Source organism: Pseudomonas sp. L-22-4S-12 (genome assembly GCF_009799935.1).
Lineage (GTDB): Bacteria > Pseudomonadota > Gammaproteobacteria > Pseudomonadales > Pseudomonadaceae > Aquipseudomonas.
In genome coordinates, this window is sequence record NZ_WELL01000001.1 from 799,144 (window position 1) to 816,895 (window position 17,752).

Genomic DNA, 17,752 nt, shown 5'->3' on the forward strand with positions numbered 1-17,752 from the left:
ACCTGAATGACGCAGGCGGTGACTGCCGAGTCACGCCAGGGGGCTTCAGTCAGCCTCGTCGGCAGCGCTGCCGGCGAACTCCAGGCCGTGCTTGCGCAGCTTGTCGTGCAGGGTCTTGCGGGCGATGCCGAGGGCTTCGGCGAGGCTGCGCAGGGAGTTGTGCGGCTTGTGCATTTCCGCGCTGATCAGCGCGCGCTCGTAGGCTTCCACCTGCTCGCCGAGGCTCTGCCCGCTGCTGCTGCCCGGCATGCTGCCGCCCGGTTGTTCCAGGCCCAGCTCCAGGCCGATGGCGAAACGCTCGGCGGCATTCTGCAGCTCGCGCACGTTACCCGGCCAGTTGTGCCCCAGCAGCAGGGCGCGCTGCCCGGCCTGCAGGCTGCGCGTGGGCAGGCCGTGGCGGCTGCTGGCGCTGTCGGCGTAGTGCTGGAACAGCAGCAGGATGTCCTCGCCGCGCTCGCGCAGCGGCGGGATGCGCAGCGGGGCGACGTTCAGCCGGTAATACAGGTCGGCGCGGAAGCGGCCCTGATCGGCGGCCTGGCGCAGGTCTTCCTTGGTCGCGGCGATCACCCGGATATCCAGGGGGATCAGCTGGTTGCCGCCGAGGCGCTCGACCACCCGCTCCTGCAGCAGGCGCAGCAGCTTGACCTGCACGTCCGGGCTCATGCTCTCGATCTCGTCGAGGAACAGGGTGCCGCCGTTGGCGAATTCGAACTTGCCGATGCGGCGTTTCTGCGCGCCGGTGAAGGCGCCCGGCTCATGGCCGAACAGCTCGCTCTCGACCACCGACTCGGCCAGGGCGCCGGCGTTGATCGCGACGAACGGGCCCTTCTTGCGCGCGGACAGGTCGTGCAGCGCGCGCGCCACCACTTCCTTGCCGGCGCCGGTCTCGCCGAGGATTAGTACATCGCTGTTGATCGCGGCCAGGGCACCGACCTGTTCGCGCAGGCGCAGCATGGCCGGCGACTGGCCGAGCAGACGCGCACCGAGCTGGCTGCGGTCGGCCAGGGCCAGGCGCAGGCTGCGGTTGTCCAGCACCAGGCGGCGCACATCGAGGGCGCGGCGCACGCTGTCGAGCAGCGCCTCGCTGGCGAAGGGTTTTTCCAGGAAGTCGTAGGCCCCGGCGCGCATGGCCTGTACCGCCAGGGGCACGTCGCCATGGCCGGTGATCAGCAGCACCGGCAGTTCGCTGTCCTGCGCATGCAGCTGCTGCAGCAACTGCAGGCCGTCGATGCCGGGCATGCGGATATCGCTGACCACCACGCCGGGCCAGTCGGCCGGGATGCGCTGCGCCACGCCCTGGGCGTCGGCCAGGGTTTCCACGCTGAAGCCCGCCAGGTCGAGGGTCTGGCTCAGGGCCTGGCGCAGGTGGGCATCGTCGTCGATCAGCAGGACCTGGATGCGGCTGTCGATGGCTCGGCTCATGAAAACTCCTCGGGTGACTCAAGGTTGGCGCCGGGCGTGGCGTGGCGCAGCCGCAGGGTGACCAGCGCGCCGCCGTCGGGGTGGTTGGCCAGCAGCAGCTCGCCGCCCAGGGCGCGCATCAGCGTCTCGCAGATGGCCAGGCCGAGGCCGAGGCCCTGGGTGCTGGTCTTGGTGGTGAAGAAGGGCTCGCGGGCGTGCTTCAGGGCCTGGGCGGAAAACCCCGGGCCATTGTCGCGCAGGACCAGGTTGACGCCCTCCGGCGTGCTTGCGGCACTCAGCCACAGGCGCCGTGGCGGCGCTTTCTCGCTGAGCGCATCGAGGGCATTGGCCAGCAGGTTGCCGAGCACCTGGCGCAGCCGCGTTTCGCCGGCCTGCACCCACAGGGTGGCCTCCGGCAGGTCGCGGATCAGCTCCACGTCCAGCGCCCGGCGGCGCTTGGCCAGCAGGGCCAGGGCATCATCCAGGGCCGGTTGCAGGGCCACGCTTTCCGGGGCATGTCTATCGCGCCGCGCAAAAGCGCGCAAATGCGCGATGATCGAAGCCATGCGCCCGGTCAGTTCGCTGATCTGCTTGAGGTTGTCGCGGGCGTCATCCGTGCGCTGGTGGTCGAGCAGCACGCCGGCGTTGTCGGCATAGCTGCGGATCGCCGCCAGCGGCTGGTTGAGCTCGTGGCTGATGCTCGCGCTCATGGTGCCCAGTGCCGTCAGCTTGCCGGCCTGGACCAGGTCGTCCTGGGTGCGCAGCAGCTCCTGCTGGGCCTGCTCGCGTTCCAGTACCTCGTCCTTGAGGCGGTTGTTCAGTGTCTCCAGCTCGCGGGTGCGCTCCAGCACGCGGATTTCCAGCTCGCGCTTGGCGCGGGCGTCCAGGGCAATGCGCTCGATGTAGTGGCGGCGGCGTTGCAGTAACAGGCCGAGCAGGGCGAGCAGGGCGAGCAGGCTGGCCGCGCCGATGGCCAGCACGGTTCGCACCGGGCGTTCGACCTGGCTGCGCGGGGCGAGGATGCTCACCGTCCAGCCGGTTTCGGCCAGTTCGCGGCTCTGCATCAGCCAGGCCTTCGGGTCCAGCTGCAACGGCTGCGGTTGCTGGGTCGGGTAGGGCTGGTCGGCGGCGATGCGCGCCAGTTCCTGGGCACTCAGCGGGCGGCTGGCACGGAAACGCCAGGCCGGATTGGAGGTGAGGATGACCACGCCGTTGCTGTCGGTCACCAGCAGCTGCTCGGGGGTCTTGCCCCACAGGCGCTCGGTGTAATCGAGGTCGACCTTGAGCACCAGTACGCCGAGGCGCCTTTCGCCCTCGCGCACCCCGGCGGCGAAGTAGTAACCGCGCTTGCCCGAGGTGGTGCCGAGGCCGAAGAAGCGTCCCAGACGGCCTTCGCTGGCGGCCTGGTAATAGGGGCGGAAAGTGAAGTTGCGGCCGATGAAGCTGTCTTTCTGGTCGTGGTTGGAGGCGGCGCGGGTGTCGCCTGCGGCGTCCAGCAGGTAGATCACGTCGGCGCCGGTCTGCTCGCGCACGCGCTTGAGCAGGGCGTTGGCCTTGTCCAGCGCGGCGTCATCGCCTGGCTCCAACAGCGCGCCGCGCAGGGCCGGCAGGTCGCCGAGCACCGGCGGCAGCACCTCGAAGCGGCGCAGGGTGCCGAGCAGGTTGGCCACGTACAGGTCGAGGGTCTGGCGGTTCTGCTCGATCAGCTCGTCACGGTAGTAGCGCTCGGCCAGCTGCTGCAACGGCCAGAGCAGGGGCGCCAGCAACAAGGCCAGCAAGGCCAGGCTGCGCCAACGCGGGCGGCGGGGTGTCGGGGTTGGAGTCATGCTGCTCTGCGCCTTGAGTTCGCCGCCATTATGCCCCCAGGGAGGCCGGCTTGGTCATGGGCACAATCTGGATGAGCTCAAACAGAGCGGGCGTATCAGGGTGCGTAAATGACGAGCGTGACGTCGGTTGGCTATTCGGGCATGCGGAAAAGGTTATTTCCACCCGATCCCAACGGGGAGCAGTTTCTCCAAAAACGAAAAAGGCCCACCTTGCGGTGAGCCTAAGTCGTTGAGGATGGTGCCGGCACCAGGAATCGAACCCGGGACCTACTGATTACAAGTCAGTTGCTCTACCAGCTGAGCTATACCGGCAAGGGGCGCCATTATAGCTATTGGCGGCACGGAGTAAACCGTTGCAATGCAGTCGATACATGGGCCGGCTATCAGCCGCGCTGCGCTTATGCACAATCGCGAGGCGCAACGAGGGCGAATGCGCGGCTTTTGTGCGGTAGCTCTCAGTCAAGCATAACTTGCTGTTTTTAATGGTTTTTTGTTAGTGATCAAAAAATCGGCAGCGCCGCGCAGGGCAGTAGCGGCAGGCTCTGCAGCGATTTCTGCAGAAACTACGCACAGAGTTATCCACAGCTTCTGTGGATGGTTGTCAGGGCCGCTCGGCGAGCAGCAGCAGGTTGCGCGGGCTCAAGGCATGGCTGCAGAAACTGCCCAGCTGCACGCGGTAGCCCTGTTCTTCCAGGTACAGCGCGCGGTCCAGCAGTAGCCACAGTTCCAGAGGGCGGCGGAACAGGTTGCGCAGCAGTTCCAGGTTGCGCACCTGGGCCAGGCGTTGCCAGCCCTGGGCCTCGAGGCTGGACCAGTCGCACTCCAGCGGCCTGGGTAGCTCCTTCAGGGCTGCCAGGTCGCGGCAGTAGTCGGCGAAGTTCTTGGCCAGCCAGGCGACCGGCAGGGAAGGGGTCGGCAGGTAGTGGTCGCAGCCGCGCAGTTGCCGCTGCAGCAGGTCGAAGGCCAGGCGGCGGGCCATGGAGCGGTCGCGTTGCTGGCGCACGCGCTGGCCGGCGGTGACGGTTTCGCTGAGGGGAAGGCCCAGGTCATCGCGCGACAGCTGCAGGGCGGAGTGTTGCGCGGGGCTGGATAGCGCCTGGTAGTGCTGGGTGCGAATGCGGTTGTAGCAGCAGGGGGCCACCGCCAGTTGCCGGCAGCCCTTGGCGCTGGCCAGTTGCAGCAGGCGCACATGCAGCTCGCCACAGGCGTGCAGGGCTACCGGGCTGTGCTCGGCGTGCAGCTGTTCGGCGGCATCGGCGGCCAGCACATCCTGCTGCCGATGCTGTGCGGCGAGGTGCAGACGCTCGCTCAGCCGTTGTCCGGCGCTGACCAGCTGCGGGTCGTGTTCGAGGCAGGTCAGCTGGCCGCCGTCGTGGGCCAGCAGACGGCCGAGGTGGCCCTTGCCGGCGCACCAGTCGAGCCAATGGTCGGGTTGCCGGTGGAACTGCAGGCGGCTGGCGAAGGCCTCGATCTGTTGCCATTTGCGCCCCGGCACATCGACCGAGTAGTGCGCGGGCAGCTTTCGCGTCGGCCTGGCTGGCAGTTCGCCGAGCTGGCTCAGGGCCTGGGCGCGGGCGGCCAGCTGCGGGAAGGGCGCGGGGGCGGCGAGCAGGTGCGGCTGGTTGTGGCTGGCCTCGGCCTGCTCCAGGCTGCGCTGGCGCAGCCAGTGGGCCAGCTCGGCGTGTTCATGTTCCCAGTCCAGTTGCAGGCTGGTGAAAGGCTTGGGTCGCCACAGCGGCTGGTGGGTCAGCAGGAAGCTGTCCAGCGCCTGGAAGCGTTCGAGCAGGGCGGGGCCGGTGAGGATCATGGCGGCTCTGGGCGAGTGAGGGATGGCGTTCTCCCGTGGGAGAACGCCATTGGCGGGGTTAGCGGCCCTGGCAGGCGTCCACGCGCAGCCAGCGCTCCAGCAGCTTGAAGGCGCGCACCATGATGTAGGCGATGGCCAGGTAGAGCACGCCGGCGGCGAAGAAGAACTCGATGTCGACGTAGGTGCGGGCATTGAGCGTGCGCGCCATGCCGGTCAGTTCGAGCAGGGTCACGGTGCTGGCCAGGGCGCTGGCCTTGAGCATCAGGATCACTTCGTTGCTGTAGGCCGGCAGGCCGATGCGCGCGGCGCGCGGCAGGATGATGTAGAGCATGGTCTGCGCCCGCGACATGCCCAGGGCACGCGCCGCCTCGACCTCGCCCGGTGGCACGGCCTGGATCGCGCCGCGCAGGATCTCGGCGATATAGGCGGCGGTGTGCATGGTCATGGTGATGATCGCGCACCAGTACGGGTCACGCAGGATCGGCCAGAGCGGCCCGTGACGCACGATGTCGAACTGCGCCAGGCCGTAGTAGACCAGGAACAGCTGCACCAGCAGCGGTGTGCCGCGGAAGAAGAAGATGTAGCCATAGGGCAGGGCGCGCACGTACCAGTGGCGCGAGGCGCGGGCGATGCCCAGGGGCAGGGCGAGGATCAGCCCGGCGACCACTGCGATGGCCACCAGCTCGACGGTCAGGGCGGCGCCTTCGAGCAGCTTGGGCAGGTATTTGAAGATGATTTCCCAGTTCATCATGCTCTCCGCACAAAGCCGCGGCTGGCACGCTTCTCGAGGAAGTGCATGCCGATCATGGCGAGGATGGTCAGGCTCAGGTAGATGAAGGCGGCGACCAGGAAGAAGGTGAAGGGCTCCTTGCTGGCGGTCACGGCGATCTGCGAGCGGCGCATGATTTCTTCCAGGCCGATCACCGAGACCAGCGCGGTGTCCTTCATCAGGATCATGAACAGGTTGCCCAGGCCCGGCAGGGCGATGCGCCACATCTGCGGCAGGATCACCCGCCAGAGGATGCGCGAGCCTGACAGGCCGAGGGCCTGGCCGGCTTCGCGGTGGCCCTTGGGGATGGCCAGGATGGCGCCGCGGAACACTTCGGTGGCATAGGCGCCGAAGCACAGGCCGAGGGCGATGGTGCCGGCGGCGAAGGCGTTGAGCGCCAGCTCGGGGTTGCCCAGGGCCTCGCCGATGCTGCGCATCAGGTTGACCGTGCCGAAATAGATCAGCAGCACCCAGAGCAGTTCGGGGACGCCGCGCACTATGGTCGAGTAGCTGCCGCCCAGCCACTGCAGCGGCTTGTACGGCGAAGTCTTGGCCAGGGCGCCGAGCAGGCCGAGCACGAGGCCCAGGGCCAGCGCGCAGAGCGCCAACTGGATGGTCATCAGCGCGCCGGCAAACAGGGCCGGGCCGAATCCGTGGAGGTCGAGAGTCATCTGAGGGCTACTGCAAGGGACGGCCGCCGCCCGGCTGGGCGGCGACGGTCAGGCGGCATCAATAGATGCTGAAAGGGAAGTACTTGTCGTTGATCTGCTTGTAGGTACCGTCTTCGACGATGGCCTTCAGCGCAGCATTGAGCTTCTCGCGCAGCGGGTCGCCCTTGCGCACGGCGATGCCGATCTTGTCGTTGTCGAATACCGGCTCGCCCTTGAAGTCGAAGTCCTTGCCGGCATCGCTCTTCAGCCATTCCCAGTTGACGAACTTGTCGGCCAGCACGCCATCGAGGCGGCCCGAGGACAGGTCGAGGTAGGCGTTTTCCTGGGTGTCGTACAGCTTGATCTCGACCACGCCGTCCAGGTTGTCTTCCAGCCAGGTGCCGGCGAGGGTGGCGCGCTGGGCACCGATCACCTTGCCTTTCAGGCTGGCCTTGTCGGTCTTGAAGTCGGCGCTTTTCGGCGCGATGAACTGCAGCTTGTTGGTGTAGTAGGCATCGGTGAAGTCGACCGCCTGCTTGCGCTCTTCGGTGATCGACATCGACGCGGCGAGGAAGTCGAACTTCTTCGCGTTGAGGGCCGGGATGATGCCGTCCCAGTCGGAGGTGACCACTTCGCACTCGGCGGCCATCTTGGCGCACAGCGCCTGGGCGATTTCCACGTCGAAGCCGCCGACCTTGCCGCTGGCGTCGATCAGGTTGAAGGGCGGGTAGGCGCCTTCGGTACCGATTTTCAGTTTGTCCGCTGCGATTGCGCTGCTGCCGAACGCCAGAGTGGCGACTGCGGCAAACAGGATCTTCTTATAGTTCTGCATGCGTATTGCTCCGTTAGCGATTGCTGGACATGAATTGTTTACAGCGTGCCGACTGCGGGTTGTCAAATACTTGCTCGGGCGAACCCTGTTCTTCCACCAGGCCCTGGTGGAGGAACACCACTTCACTGGATACCTGGCGAGCGAAGTTCATCTCGTGGGTAACCAGCAGCATCGTGCGCCCCTCATCGGCAAGCGCGCGGATCACATTAAGCACTTCCTGTACCATTTCTGGGTCGAGGGCCGAAGTCGGCTCGTCGAACAGTATCACTTTAGGCTGCATGGCCAGGGTGCGTGCGATGGCGGCGCGCTGTTGCTGGCCACCGGAAAGCTGGTTGGGGTAGGCGTGGCGCTTGTCGGCGATGCCGACCTTGGCCAGCAGTGCTTCGGCAATTTCGGTGGCTTCCGCCCGGCTCTTGCCGAGCACGCGGCGCGGCGCCTCGATGATGTTGTCGAGCACGCTCATGTGCGGCCACAGGTTGAAATTCTGGAAGACGAAGCCGATCTCGCTGCGCAGGCGATTGATCTGGCGGTTGTCGGCGGCGACCAGGTCGCCGTTCTTCGCGGCCTTCAGCTTGAGTTCTTCGCCGGCCACCAGGATCTGCCCCTGGTGCGGGTTTTCCAGCAGGTTGATGCAGCGCAGGAAGGTCGACTTGCCCGAGCCGGACGAGCCGAGAATGGAGATCACATCACCGTCGCGCGCGGTCAAGGAGATGCCCTTGAGCACTTCGAGATCGCCGTAGCGTTTGTGCAGGTTACGAATTTCCAGCGCTGGCGTGGCCTCGGCCATGGGATGTCCTCTTGGTTGCGGATGCACTCCGGCTGCCGGCCGCCATCCTAGCGTGGGGGTGAACCTAGCATAGCGCCAACGGCAGCGCCAAGCCGCCAGCGGACGCTGTTGGCAGGGTCAGCGACAGGTTGTCGCATCGTTACAGTTGTGTGTCGCGCCCAAACAAAAAGCCCGACGCGTGGATCGGGCTTTGGGCTGTTGCGGTCGGTTTTTTGTCCCGGCGGCGGTGCGGCGCGCAGTGTAATGGAGGCGATTGGCGGGGTGAAGGCCCGGGCGCGACAGTCACGATGCCGCGGGGGCAAATCGCGGGCAATAAAAAACCGGCTCTATGGCCGGTTCTTTATGGTTTTCAGGTTGTGTAGACACCACCTGAGAACGAAAGGTGGTGCCCAGGGACGGAATCGAACCGCCGACACGGGGATTTTCAATCCCCTGCTCTACCGACTGAGCTACCTGGGCAACGGGGCGCAATTAAACGGATTTGCGGCTGCGGTGTCAAGCGAGGAAAGAAAAAAATTTCAGCAAAGACGGGCGCTTACGATTGTCAGGCAGGTGCGGGAGGGGTTTCCCGCACCTGCCCACGGGCTTATGCGCTCGGCGGCACGTAGCCTTCGGCCTGGGCGTATTCCTCGCCGGAGAGGAACTTGTCCATCTCGGTCTGGAGGAATTTGCGGTCCTCGGCATTCATCATGTTCAGGCGGCGTTCGTTGATCAGCATGGTCTGGTGTTTCTGCCATTCGTCCCAGGCCTGCTTGGACACGTTGTTGAAGATGTCCTCGCCTTTCGGGCCCGGGTAGGGCGGGCGCTCGAGGCCCGGGAGGTCTTGCTTGTGCTTGCGGCAGTGGACGGTGCGACTCATGACTCTTCTCCTGCATTCAGTTCTTGCGCGGCTCGCTTGAGGAGCTTCTTCACCGGGGCGGCCAGGCCCAGGCGCGGCGGGGTGGCGAGGTTATACCAGAGCCAGTCGCCCTCGGCCACGCCGGGGCTGGCGGCCTCGACCCGGACCAGCCAGGGCTCGATGGCCAGCTGGAAGTGGCTGAAAGTATGGGTCAGCCCGGCCAGTTCGTGGCGATTGCCCAGTTGCAGGGCGTGCTGGCTGGCCAGCGCTTCGAGGCCGGCCAGGTCGTCCAGTTCGGGCAGGCTCCACAGGCCGCCCCACAGGCCGCTGGATGGGCGGCGATAGAGCAGGATGGCGCCGTCGCGGTTGGCCAGCAGCGGCATCAGGGTGCGCTTGCGCGGCAGTTCCTTGCGCGGCTTGGCCACCGGGTAGCGGATTTCCAGGCCCAGCAGGTGCGCCTGGCAGCCGCTCTGCAGCGGGCAGAGCAGGCAGCTCGGTTTGCTCCGGGTACAGAGCGTGGCGCCCAGGTCCATCATCGCCTGGGTGTAGTGGTTGACCCGCTCCTCGGGCAGCAGGCGCTCGGCCACCTCCCACAGCTGCCTGGCCACCTTCGGTTCGCCCGGATAGCCCTCCTGGGCGACGTAGCGGGCCAGCACGCGCTTGACGTTGCCGTCGAGGATCGGCGCGCGCAGGCCCATGCTCAGGCTGGCGATGGCGCCGGCGGTGGAGCGGCCGATGCCGGGCAGGGCGGTGAGCGCCTCGACGTCGCGGGGGAATTCGCCGCCGTGTTCGGTCATGACGATCTGCGCGGTCTTCTGCAGGTTGCGCGCTCGGCTGTAGTAGCCGAGACCGGTCCACAGGTGCAGCACTTCGTCTTCCGGGGCCTCGGCCAGGGCTTGCACGGTGGGCAGGGCGTGCATGAAGCGGTCGAAGTAGCCGAGCACGGTGCTGACCTGGGTCTGCTGCAGCATGATTTCCGAGACCCACACCCGGTACGGGTTGATGGCCTGCTGCCAGGGCAGGTCCTTGCGTCCGTGCTGGTCATACCAGGTCAGCACGGCGCCGTTGAACTGCGCGGGAGTCATCGGTTGAACAGGCCCTTGAGGGCGTCCTTGAGTTCCGGGCTGACCTTGTCACCGAGCTTCTCTTCGATCTTCTCCTCGAGCCTGGCCCCGGCCAGCTTGGCGGCGACCTTGCCCAGGCCGTCCTGGTCCAGGCGGCAGGCCTTGGCGCCCAGCTCCAGCGGGCCGCGGCAGCGCAGCGGCCACTCGATGCCGGCATAGCGTTCGTTGACCTGGCAGGCCGGGTCGGGCATGGCGCCCTTGTCGCCTTCGATGACGATGCCGATGCGGTAGTCCAGGCCGAGGACGCGCAGGTCGACATCACCCTTGCCGTTGACCGTCAGGCCGGGGATGCGCGCCTTGAGGTCCGGGTTGCTGGCCACGCCGTTGCGCAGGGTCAGGTTGCCGTCGAGTTCCTCGAAGGGCGTGTCCTTGCCGCGCGGCTCGCTGGACAGCGACTTGCGGTTGAGGGTGGCGATGCCCTGGCACAGCTGCTGTTCCAGGTTGGCCTCGACCAGCACGCCCTGGCTCAGGCTGAAGCTGGCCGTGCCGTTCAGCGCGTCGATCCAGGCTTTCTGGCTGTTGCCCTGGGTGCGGATGTCGGCGCTCAGGTCGAGCAAGCCCTTGACGGGCGCCTTCTCGCCCTGGCTCTCGATGAGTTTTTCCAGCGGGATATGGTTCAGCTGTTTCTGCGCGGTGAGCAGCGGCACGTCCGGGCGCACGTCGAGCTGGGCCTGGGCGCTGAAGTTGCCGCCATGGAGGTCGCCGCGCAGGGCCTGCAGCTTGAGTACGCCGGCCTGGGCGCTGGCCTTGAGGTGGGCGTCTTCGATCGGCAGCTGGTTCAGGGTCAGCAAGCCGAGGCCGAGCTCGGCCTGGACATCGAGCTTGCGCAGCGATTCCAGCGGCAGGATCGGCGTGCTGCTCCAGGCCTGCTGGGTCGGCGCGCTCGGCAGCGGCGTGCTGCCGTTCTTGCCGGCGGCGGCTACCGCGCCCTTGATCTCGCTCTTGCGTGCGGCGCCGGCGCTGGCGTCCGGGTCCTTGGGCGGCAGGTAGCGGTCGAGGTCGAGCTTGTCGCCCTTGAGCTGCAGGCGCAGGGCCTGCTTGGCGAAGTCGCTGATGGCCAGGTTGCCGCTGAAGCTGCTGGCGTCCAGCTGCAGGCTGAGCTCGTTGAGGCTGAGGCTGCTCGGCGTGCCGGCCAGGCGGGTGGACAGCTCGAACTGCTGCAGGCTGTTGCCGTCGCGCATGGCCGGCAGCTCGACGCCAACGCCGCCGAGGAATTCGCGCAGGTTGAACTTGGCGATGGACAGGCCGCCCTGCAGTTGTGCGGTCTTGTCCAGGTCGCGCAGCTTCAGTTCGCCGATGGCGCGCAGCTGGTTGGCGCTGAGCTTGAGGCTGTTCCACTCGGCGACCTGGGCGGCCTGGTCGAGCAGCAGCTGGCCCTGGGTGGCGAAGGTCAGGGTCTTGCCCTTGAGCGGTTCGCCGGAAACTTCGCCGGCCAGCTTGAAGTCTTCCAGCTGGTAGCGCTTGAGGGCGCGATCGAAGCGCAGCTGGGTCTGCAACTCGGTCTTGGCGCGCAGCAGCGGCTGGTTGCTGGCGAGGAAGGCGCTCAGCTTGAGTGGGATGTTGGCGCCTTCGCGGATCGCCCCGCTGCTCAGCTCGATGCCTTCGGCGCTGAGCTGGCGGCCGCTGCGCTGGTCGCGGTAGTCGATGCGCGAATTGCTCACCGTCAGGCTGTCGATATCCAGCTTGATCGGCTGGCTGTCGGCGCCATCTGCCGGTGCCGGTTCGCTGCTGGCGGGTGCAGTGCTGGCGTCGGCCGGTGCGTTCGCGGCGCTGGCGGCCTGGGCCGGCTTGCCGACGTCTTCCCAGTTGCCGCGGCCCTTGGCGTCGCGCTGCAGGGTCAGGTTGAGGCCGTCGACGCGGATGTCGCTCATCTGCACTTCCTTGCGCAGCAGCGGCAGCACGCGCACGGACAGGCCGAGCAGGCGCAGGTCGGCGAACGGCTGGTCCGGGGTGGCGGCGCTGGCCAGGGTGGCGTCGGTTAGTTCCAGGCCGAGCCAGGGGAACAGGCTCCAGCCGATATCGCCATTGAGCTTGAGTTCGAGGTTGGCCTTGTCGCGGGCCAGTTGCTGGATCTCGTCCTTGTAGTCGTTGGGGTCGAACAGGTGGGTCAGGGCGAAGCCGAGGCCGACGACGATCAGCAGCAGTCCGAGGAAGACCAGGCCCAGGATTTTGCCGATAGATTTCATGGACGCGTCCTTGTTTTGATGACTTTTATGGGCGCCGAGTATAGCGCCGGCTTAGAACTTGTTTACGATCTCCTGGTCGTCGGCCATGCGGCGTTAAAAACAGCCTCGGAATGCTCATTTACAACTCGTAAACTCCGCTTCCTCGGCTGTTTTTGCCTTGTCTGGCTCTAGTCCAGAAGATCGGAAACAGGTTCTTAGAGGGCCGCGGCGACCTTCTCGGCGATCGCCAGGCTGGCGGTGAGCCCCGGCGATTCGATCCCGAACAGGTTGACCAGGCCGGGCAGGCCGTGGGCGGCAGGAGTTTGGATAACGAAGTCGGCGGGCGGTTCCCCGGCGCCGCTGAGCTTGGGCCGCACGCCGCTGTAGCCGGGCTGCAGGCGGCTGGGATCGAGGCTCGGAAAGTAGCGGCGGATCGCCGTGGCGAAGGGCGCGCGCAGCTGCGCGTCGACGCGGTAGTCCAGCGCGTCCAGGTAGTGCACGTCCGGGCCGAAGCGCAGTTGGCCGGCGAGGTCGAGCGTGGCGTGTACGCCGAGGCCGGCGGTGTTGGCTTCCGGCATCGGGTAGACCAGGTGCTGGAACGGGCTGCGCCCGCTGTAGCTGAAGTAGCGGCCCTGGCACAGGTGCAGGGCGGGGATGCCCTGCAGCCCGGCGGTCTGCGCGGCCAGCTGCTGGGCGAACAGACCGCCGGCATTGACCACCCGCTGGGCGCGCAGCTGGAACGGTTCGCCGGCGCTGACGCCTTCGGCCAGCCAACCAGCTGCATCGGGCTGCAGACGTTCGATGCGGGTGCGCAGCACCAGTTGCGCGCCACGGGCTTCGGCGGCGACCAGCAGGGAGTGCAGGTAGGCGTGGCTGTCGATGATTCCGCTGCTCGGCGACAGCAGGCCGGCGACCGCGCGCACCGCCGGCTCCAGGCGTTGCAGCGCGGCGCGGTCGAGTGGACGCAGGTCGCCGACGCCGCAGGCCGCGGCATTGGCCTGGAGTTTCTCCAGCTGGGCGATCTCCGCCTCATCCACCGCCACCAGCAGCTTACCGATCCGCCGGTGCGCCACGCCCTGAGCGGCGCACCAGGCATACAGGCGCTCGCGGCCTTCGCGGCACAAGTCGGCCTTGAGCGAGCCGGGCGGGTAGTACAGGCCGGCGTGGATCACCTCGGAATTGCGGCTGGAGCCATGGCTGCCGATCAGCGGCTCGGCCTCGACGAGCAGCAGGCTCTGCCCGGGGCGGGCCAGGCGGGCGGCGCAGGCCAGGCCGAGGGCGCCGGCGCCGATGATCAGGGTGTCGATGCTGTGCATGCTGGCTGGCGTGAGCGGTGGCTGGAATTGGCGGCTCGGGCGGTGTTGCCGAGCAACCTGCGGGGTTAGGCTGGCAGCATAACAAGAACCGGGAGGCGCCCATGAATGTCGCCGTGATGGCCGTGCCGCTGTATATCGCCCTGATCCTGCTGGAACTGGCCTACGAGCGCCATAGCGGGCGCCACACCTATCGTCTGGCGGATGCCGTCACCAGCATCAACACCGCGGTGCTGCGCGTCTTGCTGGAAGGGCCGCTGCGGCTGTTGCTGATCATTCCCTACGCCTGGCTGTACGAGCATGCGCGGCTGCTGGAGCCGGATGCGGGTTCGCCCTGGACCTGGCTGCTCGGTTTCGTCGCCGTGGACTTCTGCTTCTACTGGGCGCACCGCAGCCTGCACCGCTACAACCTGCTGTGGGGCGCGCACCAGCCGCACCATTCCAGCGAGGACTTCAACCTGTCCACCGCGCTGCGCAAGGGCGCCTTCCAGACCGCCTTCGACTGGCCGTTCTACCTGCCGCTGGCGTTGCTGGGGATTCCGCTGCCGTTGTTCCTGGTTCTGCTCGGCGCGCAGCTGGTCTACCAGTTCTGGATCCACAGCCAGCATATCGGCCGCTTGGGGTTCCTCGAATGGTTTATGGTCACGCCGAGCAACCACCGGGTGCACCACGGGCAGAACGACTGCTACATCGACAAGAACCACGGCGGCGTGTTCATCGTCTGGGACCGCCTGTTCGGTACCTTCGCCGACGAGCGCGAGCCGGTGCGCTACGGGGTGACCACGCCGGTGCGCACCTTCGACCCGATCCGCCTGCAGTTCTCCTGGTGGCGTCTGCTGTGGGCCGACGCGCGCGCGACCCGCTCCTGGTGGGACAAGCTGCGCCTGTGGTGGATGCCCACCGGCTGGCGCCCGGCGGATGTGCAGGCAATGCCTTGGCCGAAGATGGGCGCGGACAAGTTCGAGCGGGCCTACCCGCGCAGCCTGCAGTGGTATGCCGTGCTGCAGTTCGTGGCGATCAACGCCATGGCCCTGTGCTTCCTCGCCAGCGTCAAGCGCGCCGCCGTGTGGGAGCCCTGGCTGCTGGTGCTGGCGATCCTCGGCGGCTGCGTCAGCCTTGGTCTGTTGTTCGAGGGCCGGCGCCGGGTCTGGGCGCTGGAGGCGGTGCGCCTGCTGGGCATGGCGGGTCTGGCGCTGGGCTGGGGGTTGTGGCTGGTGCCGGCACAGTGGTTGCTCGGCCTGCTGCTGGCCGGGCTGTGCGCGGCCAGCCTGCTCTGGCTGTTGTGGCTGGCAGCGCGGCCGCGGGTGGCGGCCTTTTCCTAGGGGTTGTCCGGTGCGCGCGGCGCATCCGGTGCTTGCGCCGGTTACAGGCTGTCCAGCGGCAGGCCGCTGCGGGCGGCCAGGGCCTGGCTTTCCAGATGGTCTTTCGGCGCGGCCAGGCGCAGCGGCTGGCCGGCCTCGCGGGCCATGCGCTGGGCTTCGTCGAGGAGGCGCCGGGCCACGCCGCGCTTGCGCGTGACCTTGCGCACGCACAGGTGCGACAGGCGCCAGCAGTCGGCGTCGCGGCTCAGCAGGGCGGCGCCGAGCAGGCGGTCGTTGAAGCGTCCGGCGATCAGCCGGCCCTCGCCGATACCGCCGGCGATCAGTGCATCGGCGCTGGCGTAGGGCGCCAGCAGCCAGTCCGGGGCGTCGGCGTAGACCTTGGTCAGGTCGATGTGGTCCTGGGTCGATGGACGGGTGACGATCTCGACAAACACGGGCATCGCGGCTTCCTCGCTGGCGGGTGGCGCAGTGTAAGGCGCCGATAGCCCAGGCGAAAACAGCCAGGGCCAACATGCGCAACCGCCTTTGGGCCGTTGCGGTAGCCGCCCAAGCCCCGCGCCGCCTATAATGGCCGCCTTTTCCGCAAGCATTTTCGGGAGCTGGTGATGGCCGAACGTACGGCATCCGTCGAGCGCAACACCCTGGAGACCCAGATCAAGGTCTCGATCAACCTGGATGGCACCGGCAAGGCCAAGTTCGATATTGGCGTGCCGTTCCTCGAGCACATGCTCGATCAGATCGCCCGCCACGGGCTGATCGACCTGGACATCCAGTGCAAGGGCGATCTGCATATCGACGACCACCACACCGTGGAAGACGTCGGCATCACCCTCGGCCAGGCCTTCGCCAAGGCCCTCGGCGACAAGAAGGGCATGACCCGCTACGGCCATTCCTATGTGCCGCTGGACGAGGCGCTGTCGCGCGTGGTGATCGACTTCTCCGGCCGTCCGGGCCTGCAGATGCACGTGCCGTTCACCCGCGCGGTGGTCGGCGGCTTCGACGTCGACCTGTTCCAGGAGTTCTTCCAGGGCTTCGTCAATCATGCACTGGTATCGCTGCATATCGACAACCTGCGCGGGACCAACACCCACCACCAGATCGAGACGGTGTTCAAGGCCTTCGGCCGCGCCCTGCGCATGGCCGTCGAGCTGGACCCGCGCATGGCCGGGCAGATGCCGTCGACCAAAGGGTGCCTGTAAGTGCAGACGGTAGCTGTGATTGATTACGGCATGGGCAACCTGCACTCGGTGGCCAAGGCCCTGGAGCACGTCGGCGCCGGCAAGGTGCTGGTGACCAGCGACGCCCAGGTGATCCGCGAGGCCGACCGGGTGGTGTTCCCCGGCGTCGGCGCGATCCGCGACTGCATGGCCGAGATCAAGCGCCTTGGCTTCGACGAGCTGGTGCGCGAGGTCAGCGCCGACCGCCCGTTCCTCGGCATCTGCGTCGGCATGCAGGCATTGCTGGAACGCAGCGAGGAGAACGGCGGGGTCGACTGCATCGGCCTGTTCCCCGGCCAGGTGCGCTTCTTCGGCAAGGACCTGCACGAGGATGGCGAGCACCTGAAGGTGCCGCACATGGGCTGGAACGAGGTCGAGCAGGTGGTCGAGCACCCGCTGTGGCACGAGATCCCCGACAAGGGCCGCTTCTACTTCGTGCACAGCTACTACATCGAGGCCGGCAACCCGGCCCAGGTGGTCGGCCGCGGTCACTACGGCAAGGACTTCGCCGCGGCGCTGGCCGAAGGCTCGAAGTTCGCCGTGCAGTTCCACCCGGAGAAGAGCCACACCCACGGCCTGCAGCTGCTGCAGAACTTCGTCGGCTGGGATGGCCGCTGGTAATGAGCCGGGGCAAGAAGGCGCCGCTCCTGGCTCTGGACGCTGCCCAGGAACAGGCCGCGCGGCACAGCCTCAAGCGCTTCCTCGAGGAGCGCTTCGAGCTGCAGCTGGGCTCGTTCGAGGTGCAGGAAGTGCTGGATCTGTTCAGCCGCGACATTGCCCCGCACTACTACAACAAGGCGATTGCCGATGTGCAGGCGGTGCTGTCCGACCGCTTCGCCAGTATCGAAAGCGACTTGTGGGCGCTCGAGAAGAGCTGACCTTTCACCGATTCTAAAGACTTGAGCAGGTTCAACCGATGCTGATTATCCCCGCTATCGATCTCAAGGACGGCGCCTGCGTGCGTCTGCGCCAGGGCCGCATGGAAGACTCCACGGTGTTTTCCGACGACCCGGTGAGCATGGCCGCCAAGTGGGTCGAGGGCGGTTGCCGCCGCCTGCACCTGGTCGACCTCAACGGTGCCTTCGAAGGCCAGCCGGTCAATGGCGAGGTGGTCACCGCCATCGCCAAGCGCTACCCGCACCTGCCGATCCAGATCGGCGGCGGCATCCGCTCGCTGGAAACCATCGAGCACTACGTCAAGGCCGGGGTCAGCTACGTGATCATCGGTACCAAGGCGGTCAAACAGCCGGAATTCGTCGCCGAGGCGTGCAAGGCCTTCCCGGGCAAGGTCATAGTCGGGCTGGACGCCAAGGACGGCTTCGTCGCCACCGACGGCTGGGCCGAGGTGTCCAGCGTGCAGGCCACCGACCTGGCCAGGCGCTTCGAGGCCGACGGCGTGTCCGCCATCGTTTATACCGACATTGCCAAAGACGGCATGATGCAGGGCTGCAACGTCGAGGCCACCGCGGCCCTGGCCGCGGCCAGCAAGATCCCGGTGATCGCCTCCGGCGGCATCCACAACCTCGGCGATATCGAGAAGCTGCTGCTGGCCCGTGCGCCGGGCATCATCGGCGCCATCACCGGCCGGGCGATCTACGAAGGCACCCTGGATGTGGCCGAGGCGCAAGCCTTCTGCGACAGCTTCAAGGGCTAAAGAGTTGGGGTAGGGCGCGCGGGGCCACCTAGGCCGCGCGCACCGCT

At 67.0% G+C, this 17,752-nt stretch carries 17 protein-coding genes and 2 tRNA genes; 5 read left to right on the plus strand and 14 right to left on the minus strand.

Annotation, left to right across the window (positions count from 1 at the left end; all coding sequences use genetic code 11):
• Nucleotides 1–45 precede the first annotated feature (45 nt).
• From F3I16_RS03620 to F3I16_RS03680, 13 genes are all read right to left on the minus strand, one after another.
• Nucleotides 46–1,422, minus strand: a complete 1,377-nt coding sequence (locus F3I16_RS03620; protein WP_160492368.1) for a sigma-54 dependent transcriptional regulator — start codon at nt 1,420–1,422, stop codon at nt 46–48.
• Nucleotides 1,419–3,227, minus strand: coding sequence for an ATP-binding protein (locus F3I16_RS03625; RefSeq protein WP_160492369.1), 1,809 nt, complete (start codon nt 3,225–3,227; stop codon nt 1,419–1,421). The genes F3I16_RS03620 and F3I16_RS03625 overlap by 4 nt, the downstream gene beginning before the upstream one ends.
• Nucleotides 3,228–3,463: 236 nt before the next feature.
• Nucleotides 3,464–3,539 (minus strand) — tRNA-Thr (locus F3I16_RS03630).
• A 289-nt stretch (nt 3,540–3,828) separates the two neighbouring features.
• Nucleotides 3,829–5,034: a methyltransferase gene (locus tag F3I16_RS03635; protein ID WP_160492370.1), complete on the minus strand. Its 1,206-nt coding sequence runs from the start codon at nt 5,032–5,034 to the stop codon at nt 3,829–3,831.
• A 58-nt stretch (nt 5,035–5,092) separates the two neighbouring features.
• A complete protein-coding gene (locus F3I16_RS03640) occupies nt 5,093–5,782 on the minus strand; it encodes an ABC transporter permease (RefSeq protein ID WP_160492371.1) in 690 nt (229 codons plus the stop codon).
• The gene (locus F3I16_RS03645) at nt 5,782–6,474 is read right to left on the minus strand and encodes an ABC transporter permease (protein ID WP_160492372.1); all 693 of its coding nucleotides are present in this window, start codon (nt 6,472–6,474) and stop codon (nt 5,782–5,784) included. The genes F3I16_RS03640 and F3I16_RS03645 overlap by 1 nt, the downstream gene beginning before the upstream one ends.
• Nucleotides 6,475–6,532: 58 nt before the next feature.
• Entirely contained in the window at nt 6,533–7,285 is a 753-nt protein-coding gene (locus tag F3I16_RS03650) for an ABC transporter substrate-binding protein (protein WP_160492373.1), read from the minus strand.
• Between the two features lie 13 nt (nt 7,286–7,298).
• A complete protein-coding gene (locus F3I16_RS03655; RefSeq protein ID WP_160492374.1) occupies nt 7,299–8,072 on the minus strand; it encodes an ABC transporter ATP-binding protein in 774 nt (257 codons plus the stop codon).
• Between the two features lie 383 nt (nt 8,073–8,455).
• Nucleotides 8,456–8,531: transfer RNA gene (locus F3I16_RS03660), tRNA-Phe, on the minus strand.
• Nucleotides 8,532–8,658: 127 nt separating this feature from the next.
• Nucleotides 8,659–8,931 (minus strand): oxidative damage protection protein, encoded by a 273-nt coding sequence (locus tag F3I16_RS03665; RefSeq protein ID WP_160080139.1) that lies wholly within the window; start codon nt 8,929–8,931, stop codon nt 8,659–8,661.
• A complete protein-coding gene (gene mutY / locus F3I16_RS03670; RefSeq protein WP_160492375.1) occupies nt 8,928–9,995 on the minus strand; it encodes an A/G-specific adenine glycosylase in 1,068 nt (355 codons plus the stop codon). The genes F3I16_RS03665 and mutY overlap by 4 nt, the downstream gene beginning before the upstream one ends.
• A complete protein-coding gene (locus F3I16_RS03675; RefSeq protein WP_160492376.1) occupies nt 9,992–12,220 on the minus strand; it encodes an AsmA family protein in 2,229 nt (742 codons plus the stop codon). The genes mutY and F3I16_RS03675 overlap by 4 nt, the downstream gene beginning before the upstream one ends.
• Before the next feature lie 194 nt (nt 12,221–12,414).
• Nucleotides 12,415–13,515: an NAD(P)/FAD-dependent oxidoreductase gene (locus tag F3I16_RS03680; RefSeq protein ID WP_160492377.1), complete on the minus strand. Its 1,101-nt coding sequence runs from the start codon at nt 13,513–13,515 to the stop codon at nt 12,415–12,417.
• A 101-nt stretch (nt 13,516–13,616) separates the two neighbouring features.
• On the opposite strand from F3I16_RS03680, the gene F3I16_RS03685 reads away from it, so the two are divergent.
• On the plus strand, nt 13,617–14,834 hold the full coding sequence (locus F3I16_RS03685; protein WP_160492378.1) for a sterol desaturase family protein: 1,218 nt from the start codon (nt 13,617–13,619) through the stop codon (nt 14,832–14,834).
• A gap of 41 nt (nt 14,835–14,875) precedes the next feature.
• Here F3I16_RS03685 and F3I16_RS03690 read toward each other — a convergent pair whose 3' ends face one another.
• Nucleotides 14,876–15,274, minus strand: a complete 399-nt coding sequence (locus F3I16_RS03690; protein WP_160492379.1) for an acetyl-CoA sensor PanZ family protein — start codon at nt 15,272–15,274, stop codon at nt 14,876–14,878.
• Between the two features lie 165 nt (nt 15,275–15,439).
• Between F3I16_RS03690 and hisB the strand changes: the two genes are divergently transcribed.
• From hisB to hisA, 4 genes are read left to right on the plus strand one after another with little or no spacing between them, the layout of a single operon-like run.
• Nucleotides 15,440–16,033 carry an imidazoleglycerol-phosphate dehydratase HisB gene (gene hisB, locus F3I16_RS03695; RefSeq protein WP_160080151.1) on the plus strand — a complete coding sequence of 198 codons (594 nt, stop codon included), beginning with the start codon at nt 15,440–15,442 and terminating at the stop codon, nt 16,031–16,033.
• The gene (gene hisH / locus F3I16_RS03700) at nt 16,034–16,672 is read left to right on the plus strand and encodes an imidazole glycerol phosphate synthase subunit HisH (protein WP_160492380.1); all 639 of its coding nucleotides are present in this window, start codon (nt 16,034–16,036) and stop codon (nt 16,670–16,672) included.
• On the plus strand, nt 16,672–16,929 hold the full coding sequence (locus tag F3I16_RS03705; RefSeq protein WP_160492381.1) for a DUF2164 domain-containing protein: 258 nt from the start codon (nt 16,672–16,674) through the stop codon (nt 16,927–16,929). Before hisH ends, F3I16_RS03705 begins: the two co-directional genes overlap by 1 nt.
• 38 nt (nt 16,930–16,967) lie before the next feature.
• Nucleotides 16,968–17,705 (plus strand): 1-(5-phosphoribosyl)-5-[(5-phosphoribosylamino)methylideneamino]imidazole-4-carboxamide isomerase, encoded by a 738-nt coding sequence (gene hisA / locus F3I16_RS03710; protein ID WP_160492382.1) that lies wholly within the window; start codon nt 16,968–16,970, stop codon nt 17,703–17,705.
• Nucleotides 17,706–17,752 lie beyond the last annotated feature (47 nt).

Coding starts and splice junctions, on each gene's coding strand:
- F3I16_RS03645 (WP_160492372.1), bottom strand. CDS start 6,474: ATGACTCTCGACCTCCACGGATTCGGCCCGGCCCTGTTTGCCGGCGCG.
- F3I16_RS03650 (WP_160492373.1), bottom strand. CDS start 7,285: ATGCAGAACTATAAGAAGATCCTGTTTGCCGCAGTCGCCACTCTGGCG.
- F3I16_RS03665 (WP_160080139.1), bottom strand. CDS start 8,931: ATGAGTCGCACCGTCCACTGCCGCAAGCACAAGCAAGACCTCCCGGGC.
- hisA (WP_160492382.1), top strand. CDS start 16,968: ATGCTGATTATCCCCGCTATCGATCTCAAGGACGGCGCCTGCGTGCGT.
- F3I16_RS03655 (WP_160492374.1), bottom strand. CDS start 8,072: ATGGCCGAGGCCACGCCAGCGCTGGAAATTCGTAACCTGCACAAACGC.
- F3I16_RS03675 (WP_160492376.1), bottom strand. CDS start 12,220: ATGAAATCTATCGGCAAAATCCTGGGCCTGGTCTTCCTCGGACTGCTG.
- F3I16_RS03640 (WP_160492371.1), bottom strand. CDS start 5,782: ATGAACTGGGAAATCATCTTCAAATACCTGCCCAAGCTGCTCGAAGGC.
- F3I16_RS03680 (WP_160492377.1), bottom strand. CDS start 13,515: ATGCACAGCATCGACACCCTGATCATCGGCGCCGGCGCCCTCGGCCTG.
- F3I16_RS03635 (WP_160492370.1), bottom strand. CDS start 5,034: ATGATCCTCACCGGCCCCGCCCTGCTCGAACGCTTCCAGGCGCTGGAC.
- hisB (WP_160080151.1), top strand. CDS start 15,440: ATGGCCGAACGTACGGCATCCGTCGAGCGCAACACCCTGGAGACCCAG.
- F3I16_RS03625 (WP_160492369.1), bottom strand. CDS start 3,227: ATGACTCCAACCCCGACACCCCGCCGCCCGCGTTGGCGCAGCCTGGCC.
- F3I16_RS03705 (WP_160492381.1), top strand. CDS start 16,672: ATGAGCCGGGGCAAGAAGGCGCCGCTCCTGGCTCTGGACGCTGCCCAG.
- mutY (WP_160492375.1), bottom strand. CDS start 9,995: ATGACTCCCGCGCAGTTCAACGGCGCCGTGCTGACCTGGTATGACCAG.
- F3I16_RS03690 (WP_160492379.1), bottom strand. CDS start 15,274: ATGCCCGTGTTTGTCGAGATCGTCACCCGTCCATCGACCCAGGACCAC.
- F3I16_RS03620 (WP_160492368.1), bottom strand. CDS start 1,422: ATGAGCCGAGCCATCGACAGCCGCATCCAGGTCCTGCTGATCGACGAC.
- F3I16_RS03685 (WP_160492378.1), top strand. CDS start 13,617: ATGAATGTCGCCGTGATGGCCGTGCCGCTGTATATCGCCCTGATCCTG.